Here is a 14,364-nt window from a genome sequence, read left to right as displayed (position 1 = left end):
ATTTGACATTGGACGTTGTACTGAGACCCGCATAGTCAGGATGATTAGATGCGGGTTTTCTCTTTCTTATGTTTTAAATAATTACTTTGTTATTTTCAAGTCTTTTCGTTGTTTATCTTTATAATTTTTCTTCATGTTTATAGCAATTAATTTAAAGACTTTATCTTTCATTTTTATGACAACTCATATTCTCATCTTATATTTCTCATTTTAAATTTTAAATGGTTTTAGTCCACGCATTTTTTTTGTTACCCTAAAATTCAGCAATATCAAAATTTAAAGACAAATAGGTTATATATTATGTTGAAAATTTACGGAATCAAAAACTGTAGTTCGATGAAAAAAGCGTTTGACTTACTCAATGAACTGTCTATTCCTTATGAATTTCATGATTATAAGAAACAAGGCATTGATGCTGAAACATTAAAAAGATGGCTCAACCAATTAGGACAAGAGCTTATTCTCAATAAAAAAGGCACAACATGGAAAAAACTTTCTGAACAAGAACAAAAAGAAGCTTTAGAAAACCAAGACAATCTGATTCAAGCTTTAATCGCACATAGCAGCATGATCAAACGTCCTGTTATTGAAAAAGATGAACAATATGTCGTCGGCTTTGATGAAGAAAAAATCAAAGCTTTAAAATAAAATAGTGTCTATCTGCTGTTTAATAAACAATAAAAAGCTCGATATTAATATCGAGCTTTTTCACATGATTGATGCAAAAATTAGTTAGCACGAATCCAAGTTTGGTTACGACCTAAAGCCGAAACGCCCATATAGCCACGAAGGTTGAGTTTACTGCCTGCTAACTCACCTTTTAGCTTATAGCTTTTGCCATTTTTAGGGTCAAGAATTGTACCGCCTTCATATTTACCATTTACATTTTTTAATCCATGAACAATGGTGACACCTTTCAAAGATTTATTGTGATACTTGCCTTCACACTTCGTACATACATTTTCTTCGCCTGGCGTCACAATACTTTGGATCGTGGCAGAAAGTGTGCCATTACTTTGCTCAGTAAATTTCACGATCGCTTTCGGCTGTTTGGTTTCATCATCAATGGTTTTCCATACTGTACCATTGAGTGGATCTGCTGCATTGGCAAATGCTGTCGCTGCGAATAAGCCGATCATCAGTGCTATTTTTTTCATTTTTGTTGATTTCCCTAGTCATCATTAACATATGATAGTATTCAAAAATTGCAACAAATATGCAATTTTTGAATGTGACTATTTAGTGTACCCTTGTAAATAATGTTGGTCATTCAACAAATAAAAACAGTAAAGATCAAACAAAATGGAAAAAGCATGAAGATTAATCCGTTAATGAAACAATTCATCACAGAAGCTATTTTAAAGACCAGTTTTAAAATGCCAAGTCGCTTAAATCTCCCACCGACTGCTGTGCGTTTTGCTCTCGAACAACTCACACGTGTTTTTCCTCAACCAAAAGATGTTGTGCTTCGTTCTTTGCGTATTGCGGGCATACATGCTGAAGAAATAAAGCCACAAGCCACAACTACACAGATGATTTTTCACATTCATGGTGGTGCTTTTTTCGTTGGTTCACTCAAAACACATCGGGCTTTTTTATCTGAAATCGCTGTTCGAACACAAATGCAAGTCTTACATGTTGACTATCCATTAGCACCTGATCATCAATATCCTGAAGCAAGCGATGCGATTTATGACATCTATCAAATGCTGATGGATCAAGGCGTACAACCAAAAGATATTATTGTTTCAGGGGATTCTTGTGGTGCAAATTTAGCTTTAGCTCTTGCCTTAAAACTCAAAAAAGAAGATCCAGAACATCTACCAAGTGGCTTAATTTTAATGTCACCTTTTTTAGATTTAACATTAACCAGTGAATCTTTACGTTATAACCAAAAACATGATGCATTACTTTCTGTAGAAGCTTTAGAAACAGGAATTAGTTACTATGTGCCTAAAGATATAGATCCTTCAATTCCTGAAATTTCACCTATTTTTGGTGATTTTTCAGGTCTTCCACCTACCCTTGTTCAAGTGGGTTCAAAAGAAATCTTGATGGATGATGCCATCCGTTTCGAGAAAAAAGCAAAAAAAGCTGATGTCGATGTCACCTATAAACTCTATACAGGCATGTGGCATAACTTTCAGATGTTTAGCCCATGGTTTGATGAAGCCAAAAAAGCACTTGCTGATATTGCTGACTTTGCTCATCGACTTGATCAAACTTGATCAATTTTTTAAAACAAAAAGCAGTCAGTGGCTAAATAGCTGCTTACTGCTCTACTTGCATGACATTTTTAGAAATAATTTATAAAATACAATTCTTTAATAATTTTAGATAAAAACATGCAGAAAATAATCATTTAGGTTTATAATTTCATCGCACATCATTTATGCATTATTTTCTCTTTTAGTCTATTTAACACTGACTGAAACTATATGTAAAATATCTCCTCGGTCAGCTTCATAACAGATTAAATTTCAAAATGCTCCCATAAAAATACTGTATTTTTTCTTAAAATATTCTACATTTTTAGAGCATGTATAGGAAATACATGAATAACGAGTTAATCTAACCAAAATAAAATGGATTTAATATAACTCCCATGAATAATTTAGCAAAAAAAATGATCAGTTATATACAATCTAATATTATTATGAGTTGGTCTAACATTCATAAATGTATTTTAGTTTTGGTATTGGCTATTTTAATTCATTTAATCTGGATTATGTGGAAAGTTTATATTTTAATCACACCAACACTTTGGCAGTGGTTAAATATTTCATTATTAAAAAATCAGCTTATGATCAATATTATTTCGATTATTTGCTTAACGATTTTAATTATTATCAGTATTTTCAATCATAAAAAGGCATGGATAAATCACTATTTTAGCTACTTTGTAATTACAACCTTTATTTTAATTTTAGTTTTAGACGGTTATCTAGTTGGAATTTATAGTCCTGCAACGATTTTCACGAGTGTTTGTGTGACAGGTATAGGATTAGTTTTATTTAACCAAAAAATTATTTATTTTAATTTAATTTTAGCCACATCTATTTTTTCTGCCTTAATTTATCTGACCACTAAAAACATCATTCCTTATGCACCCATTTTCAGCCATCAATTATTAAATAGCATTCCCTATCATAATAATTTTTGGGTTTATAGTATGATTTATTTCATTATACCTGTGTTATTTGCAGGTCTACTTTTCTTTGAAATACTTTTACTACAATGGCGTCATAGAGAATCTTTATTTCAAGAAATTAGCCAAATAGACCCATTAACAGGTTTGTATAATCGGCGTTTTTTTAATGAAAAAATTAAAGAGTTACAAAAACAACAGCTCTCTTATCTCATTATTTTACTGGATTTAGACCATTTCAAAGCAATTAATGATCAATATGGGCACTATACAGGTGATTTAGCACTCAAACACATCGCAAAAACATTGTCTCTTTCAGTTCGTAAAACGGATATTGTTGCGCGTTATGGTGGTGAAGAATTTATTTTACTCTTACCACAAATTACAGAAACACAAGCTTTAGAAATCGCAGAAAAGTGTAGAAAAACGATTGCCAACCATCCTTTAAAACTCGATGATGGGCAACAAATTTATCTGACGGCTAGTTTTGGTTTAGGGCTAACTTGCCCTCAATCGAATATTGATCAAGCGATTTATTTAGCAGATCAAGCACTCTATCACGCCAAACAAGCAGGACGAAATCAAGTACAAATTTATGATGGAACAACATTTCAGTCATTCCAACATAAAACGCTAAAATCTTGAGTAATCAAGTTTAAGCACTATGCTCTACTTCTAAAGCAGGATAATCAATATAGCCTTCTGCTGTTTGTGAACCGATCATATTTTCAAATACCAGTTCATTCAAAGGTGCATCCTGAAGTAGGCGTTCATATAGATCAGGGTTGGCAATATAGGCTTTACCAAAAGACACGGCATCGGCTTTGCCTGAGGCTAACAGCTCAATGGCATCTGCACGGCTTAACTTCATATTGGCAATGTATGGCACACCGCCTGAACGCTGTTTTAGCTCATCACTAATGCTGTCATCTGCCAGATATTCACGAGTAAAGAAGAAGCCAATTTTACGTTGACCCAACTGCTCTAAGGCATAGCCAAATGTTTCACGTGGATCAGCATCACCCATATCATGTTCATCACCACGCGGTGCCAAATGCACACCTACACGACCTGCACCCCACACTTCGATCAATGCATCGGTCACTTCTAGCAATAAGCGAGCGCGGTTTTCCACAGAACCACCATATTCATCATCACGCTGATTGGTTTTGCTCTGTAAAAACTGATCGATCAAATAGCCATTGGCAGCATGGAGTTCCACACCATCAAATCCTGCGTCTTTGGCACGAATTGCAGCCTGTTTATATTGTTCAACAATACTTTTAATTTCAGCAATTTCCAAAGGACGTGGAGCTACATAATCACGTTTTGGACGCAGTAAACTGACTTGCCCTGCCTGCTGTACCGCACTTGCAGAAACAGGCGTTTCACCACCCAATAGATCAGGATGTGAAACACGCCCGACATGCCAAAGTTGAGCAACAATCAAACCACCTTTGTCATGTACTGCCTGCGTGGTCAGCTTCCAGCCTTCAACCTGAGCATCAGTGAATAATCCTGGCGTGTTTAAATAACCGTTGGCTTGTTCAGAAATCACCGTCGCTTCAGAAATGATTAAACCTGCACTTGCTCTTTGAGCATAGTACTCTGCCATCATTGCGGTTGGAACACGGTCTACGGTCGCACGACTGCGGGTTAATGGTGCCATGATGACACGGTTTTTAAGGTGTAAATCGCCTAAAATAAGCGGAGAATTTAGTTCAGCCATTTTTGCCTCATTCAGCACCAAAGAGAGAGAATCTCAGCCTCTGCTGAGTCTTACAGTGCTTGCTGTAAATGTTCAATATATTGCTGAATAAGGGTTTCATTGCGAGAAAAATAAGACCATTGACCGTATTTTTCAGCCTGAATTAGACCTGACTGTTGTAACACAGACAAATGATTTGACATGGTGGATTGTGAGACCTTACCGAGTTTTTCGATATTCCCTGCACAGACCCCACGACTAAAGCCTCCGCACTGCTCTTCACACAAATATTGCTGTGGGTTTTTCAACCACGCCAAGATCTGCCGTCGAGTCGGATTTGCCAAAGCTTTAGAAATTAAATCAATATCCATACTTATAACTCGTATCAGACACATTCAAATTCACAACAAAGCATTACCCAGCATCGTTAAACTCAATATATCGTATTTTTTCGATTTTAATATCGATTATTTTAGATATATTGTAAACATGCAGATAATGCTTTGCTTTTTATCAAAATTTAATTTCAGCGATTAAAGCCCTTGCTTTAAGCTCGCTTCAATAAATTTATCCAGATCACCATCAAGAACCGCACCTGTGTTGGAATTTTCCACGCCTGTACGTAAGTCTTTAATACGTGAATCATCCAATACATACGAACGAATCTGACTGCCCCAACCAATATCAGACTTAGAGTCTTCAAGTGCTTGTGCTGCCTCGTTACGTTTACTCATTTCCAGTTCATACAATTTTGCACGTAACTGTTTCCATGCATGGTCACGGTTGGCATGTTGTGAACGTTGGTTCTGACACGCCACCACGATGCCTGTTGGCGCATGCGTTAAACGTACCGCAGAGTCAGTTTTGTTAATGTGCTGACCACCTGCCCCTGATGCACGGTAGGTATCTGTGCGCACATCGGCAGGGTTAATATCAATTTCAATATTGTCATCGACTTCAGGTGAAACGAATACTGCTGAGAATGAGGTATGACGACGGTTACCTGAGTCAAACGGTGACTTACGTACTAAACGATGTACGCCCGATTCGGTACGTAACCAACCATAGGCATATTCACCTTCAACACGAATGGTTGCAGATTTAATCCCTGCCACATCACCATCCGATTCTTCCATCAGTTCGGCTTTAAAGCCATGACGTTCAATCCAGCGCATATACATACGTAATAACATTGACGCCCAGTCCTGTGCTTCTGTACCGCCAGAACCCGCCTGAATTTCCACATAACATGGGTTCGGGTCCATTGGGTTACTGAACATACGGCGGAATTCAAGTTTTGCCAATTCTTCTTCAGCCGAGGTCAATTCAGCCTGAACATCGGCAAGCAAGCTTTCATCCTCAGCTTCAACAGCAAGGTCAAGCATTGCCTGAGCATCTTCTAACTGAGTCGCTAAGCCTTCAAGTACATTAATGACGTTTTCAAGCTCGCCTTTTTCTTTTGCCATCGCCTGCGCACGGCTCTGATCATTCCAGATGGCAGGGTCTTCTAGTTCGCGAAGTACCTCTTCTAAACGCTCTTTCTTTAGATCGTAGTCAAAGATACCCCCGTAGTGTTTGACCACGGTCGTTTAAGTCTTTTAGCTGTATTAGATAAGGATTAATTTCCACGCGCTTTCATCTCACAGTTAATAATGTTTAATTCGCAGGCATTCTACCACAGAGTCAATAAAAGATAAGAATTTGCGTTTCTGTCCGACAACGGTATTGACCAAAATGAATATTCTACGAACAATTCACGCTCATTATTTATGACAATTTTCTTAAACAACAATAATCTAAACTTAATGGGGAATTCATGAAACGTGTATTCATCGCTTGTACTTTAGCAACACTCACTATGTCTAGTTTTGCTTATGATGCTCAAATTGAGGGTGGCTTTACCTATTTAAATCATGATGATGATTTTACCAAAACCGACCATCAGCTTGATGCCAAAGCGACATTCTATTTTTCGCCAGTACAAACGAAAAGTGCTCCTCTAAATGAAGCTGCTTTTTTAGGAAACGTAAGTAATCTCTATGGCACATATCGCTATAATTTTCTAGAAAGTGAAAATTATATTGATATGTTTGGTGCTCATAATGCGATTGCCAAAAGTGAACGTGATATTCATTCTGTTGTGGGTGGTTTAGAATATTTTTATCAGCAATTTTATGTGAATGGTGAAATTGGTTATAGCCAACTTCAAGATCAAACTGTTGCACATGTAAATGGTGGAAAAGAGAAATATACTCACGACGTTGATGTAACAACCTATCGTGCATTGGTCGGCTTTATGCCAGTCAGTAATTTATTACTTGCGGCTGGTGTTGATGGTTATACAACAGATGAAGATGACCAAGCCAATCTTGCTCTAAAAGCAAAATATGTTACTTCCCTTGGGCAAAGTGGACAATATTTAAACGTTGAAGCTGAGGGTACTTTTGGTGATCTAGACCAATTTACCTTAGCTACAGATTATTATTTTAATTACGCTTTTAGCTTAGGTGCAAGCTACACACTACAAGATGATAATCACAGTAATATTGATTTTTTCTCAGTACGTTCACAATATTTCATCAACCAAAACTTAGCGCTTGGAGGTGAAGTTTGTTTTGGTGATGACTTGCAAGGCGTTCATGTAAATGCAACTTACCGCTTCTAAAAATATAAGAATGATTTAGATAAAATATCGAAGCATTTCATACATGAGGTGCTTTTTAATTACACTTTTCTCTTATTTTTTACCTAAATATCAAGATTATTCATAATATTCACACAATTTTAATAAAACAAAACAATGTTTTTATTGTTTAAAAATCAAATAATTAGTGTTGCAATTTTACACAAAATTACCAACATTACAGTTCTGTTACTTTGCAGTGATTGACGCGCTTTTTATTTCCCTTAGACTGAAGTTGTAACAAAAGATTTAAAACACGAATGAAATCATATTTCAGAGGGGAGAAGAATCCATGAAAAAACTAGCGTTAGCTTCAGCAATCGCACTATCAGCGATTGCAGTTTCAGGTGCTGCAAATGCTTATCAAGCAGAAGTAGGTGGTTCTTATACTTATACTGATTGGGATGATTTTGATGCAACTCATCAATTTGGTGTAGATGGAACTTATTATTTTAACCCAGTACAAACACGTAATTCACCTTTAAATGAGGCAGCCTTCCTTGACCGCGCAAGTAATGTAAAAGCCAATGTCGGTTATGCAGATAACGATGGTGTAAAAGATACGCAATATGGTGCAGGCATTGAATATTATGTGCCAGGCAGTGACTTTTATGTCAGTGGTCGTGTAGGTCGTGATGAACTTGAAGTAGACAACACACCGATTGACTCTAAAGTAACAACTTACGGCGCTGAAGTCGGTTACTTACCAGCACCAGGTTTATTACTTGCTTTAGGTTTAACAGGCTATGATGCAAAACATGGCGATGATGGTGTAGATCCAACAGTTCGTGCCAAATATGTTACTCAAGTGGGTCAATATGATGCAAACTTTGAAGCATTTGGTGCATTTGGTGATTTAGACGAATATCGAGTTCGTGGTGATTTATACCTAGATAAAACTTTAAGTGTTGGTGCTGATTACTACAACAATGACTTAACAGAACGTGATGAATTCGGTGTTTCTGCTAAGAAATTCTTAAATCAAAATGTAAGTGTTGAAGGTCGTGTTGGTTTTGGTGATGACTATAATACTTATGGTGTACGTGCAGGCTATCGTTTCTAAGCTGCATAGATCACAAATAAAAAACCGCTCAATATGAGTGGTTTTTTATTTTTATATCAAATCAATGCATTAAATGCAAAATTCTAAGTTGTAAACTTACATTTCCATTAAATTGATTTTTATCTAGTTCATAAACAAGATGAACTTTTTCTTGTGTAGAATCAAACTGAAATTTATCTCGTGCATTAAAAGCAATCGCATCAACACATCGTCCATCTTGTAAAGCGACCTTTAACTTCAAATGCACTTCTTTTAGCCAACGATGCTCCACGACCTTAAACTGACCTTCAAAAATTGGAGCAGGAAATTTATGCCCCCAAGGACCTAAATTTTCTAGCAAATTTACAGTATGAATCTGAAAGTCTTGCGCAGCTAATTCGCCATCTGTCCATAAAGTTGCTTGAAATAACTCAGCATCAGATTGGGCAATGAGTTGATTAAAAACTTGTTTAAATTCTTCAAAATGCTGTTTTTTGATCGTCAAACCTGCTGCTGCCGCATGACCACCAAAAAAACTGACCAAGTGAGGATGCTGCTCTGCCACTTTTTCAATACAGTCTCGAATATGAATACCATCAATAGAACGTGCCGAACCTTTGATATGAAGCCCATCTTTATCTGCTGCAAAGACGATACTTGGTCGATGGAATTGTTCTTTTAAGCGTCCAGCGACAATCCCAATCACACCTTGATGCCAATGTTCTTCAAACAACACTAAGGCTACAGGTAAATTGGTTTGATCAAACTGTAATTTTTCAATTTCAAGCAAAGCTTCTTGCTTAATTTGTGACTCGACTTGACGGCGTTCAAGATTTAAATCATTTAACTGCTGTGCCAAAGCATAAGCACTTTGCATGTCCGTTGCTAACAGACATTCAATACCAATGTCCATAGTTTCCATGCGTCCAGCAGCATTGATACGTGGACCAAGAACAAAACCCAAATCCGATGCTTGTAACTGGGCAGGATCTCGCCCTGCAATATCCAATAATGCACTGATGCCAACACGGCACTGATTTTGCTGGATCCGCTTTAATCCTGCATCAACCAAAATTCGGTTGTTATAGTCTAAACTTGCAACATCAGCATAAGTACCTAATGCAACCAAGTCTAAATATTGCGACATTTTTGCAGTGGATTTAGCTAACTTTGCACGATAACTACTTAAATTTGCCAGTAAATAAAATGCAACGCCGACACCTGCCAAAGCTTTACTTGGAAATTCACAACCTAATTGATTTGGATTGACCACCGCCTCTGCTTGTGGCGTTTCTTTCATCGTTAAATGATGATCTGTAATAATGACTTGCATAGCATGGGCTTGCGCTTGTGCTACGCCCGCATGGCTCGAGATTCCATTATCAACCGTGATTAACAAATCAGGTCGATACATTTCAAAAGCTAAATCAGCAATTTTTGGTGTTAAGCCATAACCATATTTAAAACGGTCAGGGACTAGATAATTAACATTCGCGCCCATTTCAGTCAGAGCAAGAATCATCAAGGCTGTACTGGTTGCACCATCGGCATCATAATCGCCAACAATAACGATTTTTTTCTGTGCATCAATTGCTTGATCAATAATGTGAATGGCTTGATCAAGACCTTTCATCGTCGGTGCAAGTAAATACTTTAATTTTAACTCTAGCTCTTGTTCAGATTGCACACCACGGCGTGCCAAAATATCGGCAACAAATGAGGAGACGCCCTGAAAATTTTCAGGGCGTGTGATAAAGGGGCGTTGTTGAATTTTAATTTTTGACATTTACGGCATCAAACGTTGTAAAGTCCAGAGACTATTTTCTTTTTTATAAATCAAACGATCATGTAAACGATTTGGGCGACCTTGCCAAAACTCATAATGATCGGGTTGTAAACGATAACCACCCCAAAATTCTGGTTTGGCTAATTCATTTTGTTGTTCAACCCGATCATGTAAGTCTTGAAAGCGTTGTTGTAATAACTCACGGCTTGCAATCACCCCACTTTGTGGCGTACTGATATGTGCTGCAATTTGGCTGTCACGAGGTCGTTTATGATAATAGTCTGTTGATTCCTGTTCAGAAATCCGAGTCACTCGACCACTAATACGAATTTGTCGCTCTAATTCAGACCAATAAAATAAAATTTCTGCATAAGGATTTGCAGCTAAATCTAGACCTTTTTGGCTGTCATAATTGGTATAAAAATCATAACCATCTTGCGTTGCACCACGTAACAAAACAGTGCGTACATGCGGACGACCTTGACCGTCCGCAGTTGCCAGTGACATTGCATAAGGTTCATGAAGATTTGCATTTAAAGCAGAGTTAAACCATTGAAGAAATTGCTCATGTGGATAAATATCCACATTTTCCTCATGCAGTTCATCTTTTTGATAAGTCAGACGCAGCTCACTTAAATCTTTAATTACATCACTCATGAACTTTCCTCTTTTCTATTAAGCCTTAGCGTTTTGACGTACTTGATCTGCCAAATGGTTAGCTAAATCAGTTACTTCTTGCTGATTATCACCTTCAACCATGACGCGAATAACAGGTTCAGTCCCTGACTTACGAATCAAAATACGACCACGCCCTTTAAGTTTTGCTTCAACTTGATCAAATTCTGCGACTAATGCAGGAATTGCAAAAGGATCAAACATTTGCTCTAAACGAATATTCACTAAAACATTCGGTAATAATTTAAAGTCTGCAACCAACTCATCTAAAGCTTTATCTTGTTCAACCATAACCGTTAATACTTGCAATGCGGCAATGATTGCGTCACCTGTTGTACTCTTATCCAAAGTCAAAATATGTCCTGATGGCTCACCACCAATCACCCAATTATTTTCTTCAAGATTTTGTAATACATAACGGTCACCCACTTTGGCACGTACAAAAGGGACTTGTGCTTTTTCTAAAGCGAGTTCAAGCGCCATATTGCTCATCACTGTACCCACAATCCCAGCAGGTTTAGTATTGGCTTGAGTCGCTAAGATATACAAAATGTGATCACCATCAATCAGGTTACCATGACGATCGACCATGACAACACGGTCAGCATCACCATCAAAAGCAATACCAAGATCAGCTTGATGTTCAACTACAGCAGCTTGTAACTTTTCAGGATGTGTTGAGCCACAACCTTCATTAATATTTAAACCTGTTGGTTCATTATATAAAGCTATAACTTTTGCACCCAACTCACGGAAAACAGCAGGTCCAACGCTATAAGCTGCACCATGCGCACAATCCACCACAATTTTTAAATGGCGCAAGTTGTAATGATATGGGAATGTTGATTTACAAAACTCAATATAACGTCCATTTGCATCGTTGACGCGCACACTTTTTCCTAAGTTTGCATTATCATCAATGACTATTTCATTTTCTAATTCTTGGTTAATCGCTTCTTGAATTGCATCAGGTAGTTTTTTACCTTCACCAGAAAAGAATTTAATTCCATTATCAAAATATGGATTATGTGATGCCGAAATCACAATACCTAAATTGGCATGCAAAGCACGTGTTAAATGTGCAATCGCTGGCGTAGGTAATGGTCCAAGCAAATGTACATAAACACCCGCAGCATTTAAACCCGCTTGTAATGCAGCTTCTAAAATATAACCAGAAAGACGTGTATCCTTACCTAAAACAACAATAGGCTTAGTTTTTGGACTGATTTGCTTTAATACTTTTCCTGCTGCAAATCCTAGTTTTAATGCAAATTCTGGGGTAATTGGGAGTTCACCAAATTTGCCTCGAATCCCGTCTGTACCAAAATAACTCATTTTTTACCCGCTTATTTATCGTGTTGTTTAACAGTTGATTTTCAATCGCATTACTTTACACCAAAATAAAAAAACCGCCATAAAATGGCGGTTTTAAAATGTAAAATTACACGAAAATATTAACCAACACGATAGTTTGGCGCTTCTTTTGTAATTGTTACATCATGTACATGTGACTCAGACATACCTGCTGCGGTAATTTTTACAAACTTCGCATTTTGACGTAAATCTTCGATTGTTGAAGAACCTGTATAGCCCATAGATGAACGTAAACCACCCATCATTTGATGCACGATATTGCCCATTGGACCTTTGTACGGTACACGACCTTCAATACCTTCTGGTACTAATTTTTCAGCGCCCGCTTTTGAGTCTTGGAAATAACGGTCAGCAGAACCTGTCGCACCTGCCATCGCACCCAATGAACCCATACCACGGTATGCTTTATAATAACGACCTTGGAAGAATTCAACTTCGCCAGGTGCTTCTTCAGTACCTGCCATGAGTGAACCAACCATGATTGTACTTGCACCTGCACCAATCGCTTTTGCCATATCACCAGAGAAGCGAATACCACCATCTGCGATCAATGGAATTTGATCTTTCAATGCATTTGCAACAGAATCAATTGCAGAAATTTGTGGCATGCCAATACCTGCAACAATACGTGTTGTACAAATTGAACCAGGACCAATGCCGACTTTAACTGCATCTGCGCCTGCATCAAGCAATGCCAATGCTGCATCACCTGTTGCAATGTTACCACCAATGACTTGAACTTGTGGATAGTTTGCTTTTACCCAACGCACGCGTTCAATTACACCTGCAGAATGACCATGTGCAGTATCAACCACAATCGCATCGACACCTGCTTCAACCAATGCTTCTACACGGCTTGGTGTTTCAGCACCTGTACCGACAGCAGCACCTACACGTAAACGACCAAAATCATCTTTACAACTGTTTGGATAAAGCTCAGCTTTACGGAAGTCAGTGACCGTAATTAAGCCTTTAAGTTCGTTGTGCTCACCAACCACAATCACTTTTTCAATACGATTTTTTTGAAGAAGTGCTTGGATATTTTCTTTAGACTCATTTTCACGTACTGTGACTAAACGGTCTTGACCTGTCATGATATTGCTAACAGGTTGTTCAAGATTGGTTTCAAAACGTGTATCACGACCTGTCACGATGCCAACCACTTTGCCATCTTTAACAACAGGTACACCACTGATATTGTTTGCTTGAGTAATCGCAATCAATTCACGTACAGTTGTTTCTGGTGTTACAGTAATTGGGTCTTTCACCATACCTGCTTCAAATTTTTTCACACGGCGAACTTCTGCTGCCTGAGCAGAAATGTCCATGTTTTTATGCAGGATACCGATACCACCATTTTGCGCCATTGCAATCGCCATACGTGACTCAGTCACAGTATCCATTGCTGCTGAAACCATAGGAATATTCAGTTGAATGCCGCGGGTAAGGCGTGTCTTTAGAGAGACATCTTTTGGGAGGACAGTAGAATAGGCAGGGAGTAATAAGACATCATCGAAGGTAAGGGCTTCTTGAACGATGGTCAACATAACAGTCTCGCTGGTAATTTCCGTGAGCTATTATATACAAATTTCAGTTTAAATTTCATTTTTTATTGTCTTTTTTAAAGTTGCCCTGCACTTTCATATACACATTTCATTTAGCTCTGGAAGTTTTACTATTAATTGCATCTTAAATGAATAAAAATAAGGATATTTTACAAACCAATCCTGATTTCTTAACCCACTTTGTTTTTTTGTTAACATATAGGTTTCAGGGCAATCAGTATGATTCTTGATTTGATTCATCTTTTGCCAACGTATGTAATAGATATAGTGCTCTGAGATAGAAAACCATTTTAAAACCAGAAGTATCAAAGTAAAACCTAAAACGATACAATATATAATTTTCATTGATTTAATCACCACATCATATTCTGAACAATAAACAT

The 14,364-nt window shown here is 37.5% G+C and carries 14 protein-coding genes; 5 read left to right on the top strand and 9 right to left on the bottom strand.

What is annotated here, in order from left to right:
* Positions 1-300: 300 nt before the first annotated feature.
* Positions 301-648, top strand: coding sequence for a Spx/MgsR family RNA polymerase-binding regulatory protein (locus tag C9E89_RS04780; RefSeq protein ID WP_107007257.1), 348 nt, complete (start codon positions 301-303; stop codon positions 646-648).
* Between the two features lie 80 nt (positions 649-728).
* Here the strand turns inward: C9E89_RS04780 and C9E89_RS04775 are convergent, their stop codons facing one another.
* On the bottom strand, positions 729-1,157 hold the full coding sequence (locus C9E89_RS04775; protein ID WP_107007258.1) for a DUF2147 domain-containing protein: 429 nt from the start codon (positions 1,155-1,157) through the stop codon (positions 729-731).
* Between the two features lie 156 nt (positions 1,158-1,313).
* On the opposite strand from C9E89_RS04775, the gene C9E89_RS04770 reads away from it, so the two are divergent.
* Positions 1,314-2,228: an alpha/beta hydrolase gene (locus C9E89_RS04770; protein ID WP_107007278.1), complete on the top strand. Its 915-nt coding sequence runs from the start codon at positions 1,314-1,316 to the stop codon at positions 2,226-2,228.
* Between the two features lie 398 nt (positions 2,229-2,626).
* Positions 2,627-3,793 (top strand): GGDEF domain-containing protein, encoded by a 1,167-nt coding sequence (locus C9E89_RS04765; protein ID WP_228198982.1) that lies wholly within the window; start codon positions 2,627-2,629, stop codon positions 3,791-3,793.
* Between the two features lie 10 nt (positions 3,794-3,803).
* On the opposite strand, the gene C9E89_RS04760 is transcribed toward C9E89_RS04765, so the two are convergent.
* The 3 genes from C9E89_RS04760 to prfB form a co-directional block, all read right to left on the bottom strand.
* Positions 3,804-4,877: an alkene reductase gene (locus tag C9E89_RS04760; protein WP_107007260.1), complete on the bottom strand. Its 1,074-nt coding sequence runs from the start codon at positions 4,875-4,877 to the stop codon at positions 3,804-3,806.
* A 50-nt stretch (positions 4,878-4,927) separates the two neighbouring features.
* Entirely contained in the window at positions 4,928-5,227 is a 300-nt protein-coding gene (locus tag C9E89_RS04755; protein ID WP_107007261.1) for an ArsR/SmtB family transcription factor, read from the bottom strand.
* A 162-nt stretch (positions 5,228-5,389) separates the two neighbouring features.
* A protein-coding gene (prfB, locus tag C9E89_RS04750) for a peptide chain release factor 2 (RefSeq protein ID WP_107007262.1) occupies positions 5,390-6,485 on the bottom strand; the annotation gives its coding sequence in 2 pieces (ribosomal slippage) (positions 5,390-6,412 and positions 6,414-6,485; 1,095 coding nt in all).
* A gap of 187 nt (positions 6,486-6,672) precedes the next feature.
* Here prfB and C9E89_RS04745 point away from each other — a divergent pair.
* Positions 6,673-7,521, top strand: a complete 849-nt coding sequence (locus C9E89_RS04745) for a putative porin (protein ID WP_107007263.1) — start codon at positions 6,673-6,675, stop codon at positions 7,519-7,521.
* Positions 7,522-7,831: 310 nt separating this feature from the next.
* Positions 7,832-8,602, top strand: coding sequence for a putative porin (locus C9E89_RS04740; RefSeq protein ID WP_107007264.1), 771 nt, complete (start codon positions 7,832-7,834; stop codon positions 8,600-8,602).
* A 61-nt stretch (positions 8,603-8,663) separates the two neighbouring features.
* Here the strand turns inward: C9E89_RS04740 and recJ are convergent, their stop codons facing one another.
* The 5 genes from recJ to C9E89_RS23690 all read right to left on the bottom strand — a co-directional run.
* Positions 8,664-10,367, bottom strand: coding sequence for a single-stranded-DNA-specific exonuclease RecJ (gene recJ, locus C9E89_RS04735; protein ID WP_107007265.1), 1,704 nt, complete (start codon positions 10,365-10,367; stop codon positions 8,664-8,666).
* On the bottom strand, positions 10,368-11,024 hold the full coding sequence (pdxH, locus tag C9E89_RS04730) for a pyridoxamine 5'-phosphate oxidase (RefSeq protein ID WP_107007266.1): 657 nt from the start codon (positions 11,022-11,024) through the stop codon (positions 10,368-10,370).
* Positions 11,025-11,042: 18 nt separating this feature from the next.
* On the bottom strand, positions 11,043-12,377 hold the full coding sequence (glmM, locus tag C9E89_RS04725; RefSeq protein ID WP_107007267.1) for a phosphoglucosamine mutase: 1,335 nt from the start codon (positions 12,375-12,377) through the stop codon (positions 11,043-11,045).
* 119 nt (positions 12,378-12,496) lie between these two features.
* Complete coding sequence (guaB, locus tag C9E89_RS04720; protein WP_107007268.1) at positions 12,497-13,963, bottom strand: IMP dehydrogenase; 1,467 nt, start codon at positions 13,961-13,963, stop codon at positions 12,497-12,499.
* 93 nt (positions 13,964-14,056) lie between these two features.
* Positions 14,057-14,364, bottom strand: a 308-nt coding sequence (locus C9E89_RS23690; protein ID WP_213069627.1) for a hypothetical protein, incomplete at its 5' end; no start/stop codon positions are given.

Origin of the sequence: Acinetobacter sichuanensis, from assembly GCF_003024515.2 — a bacterium.
GTDB classification, from domain to species: domain Bacteria; phylum Pseudomonadota; class Gammaproteobacteria; order Pseudomonadales; family Moraxellaceae; genus Acinetobacter; species Acinetobacter sichuanensis.
This window is presented reverse-complemented; position numbering and strand designations above follow the sequence as displayed.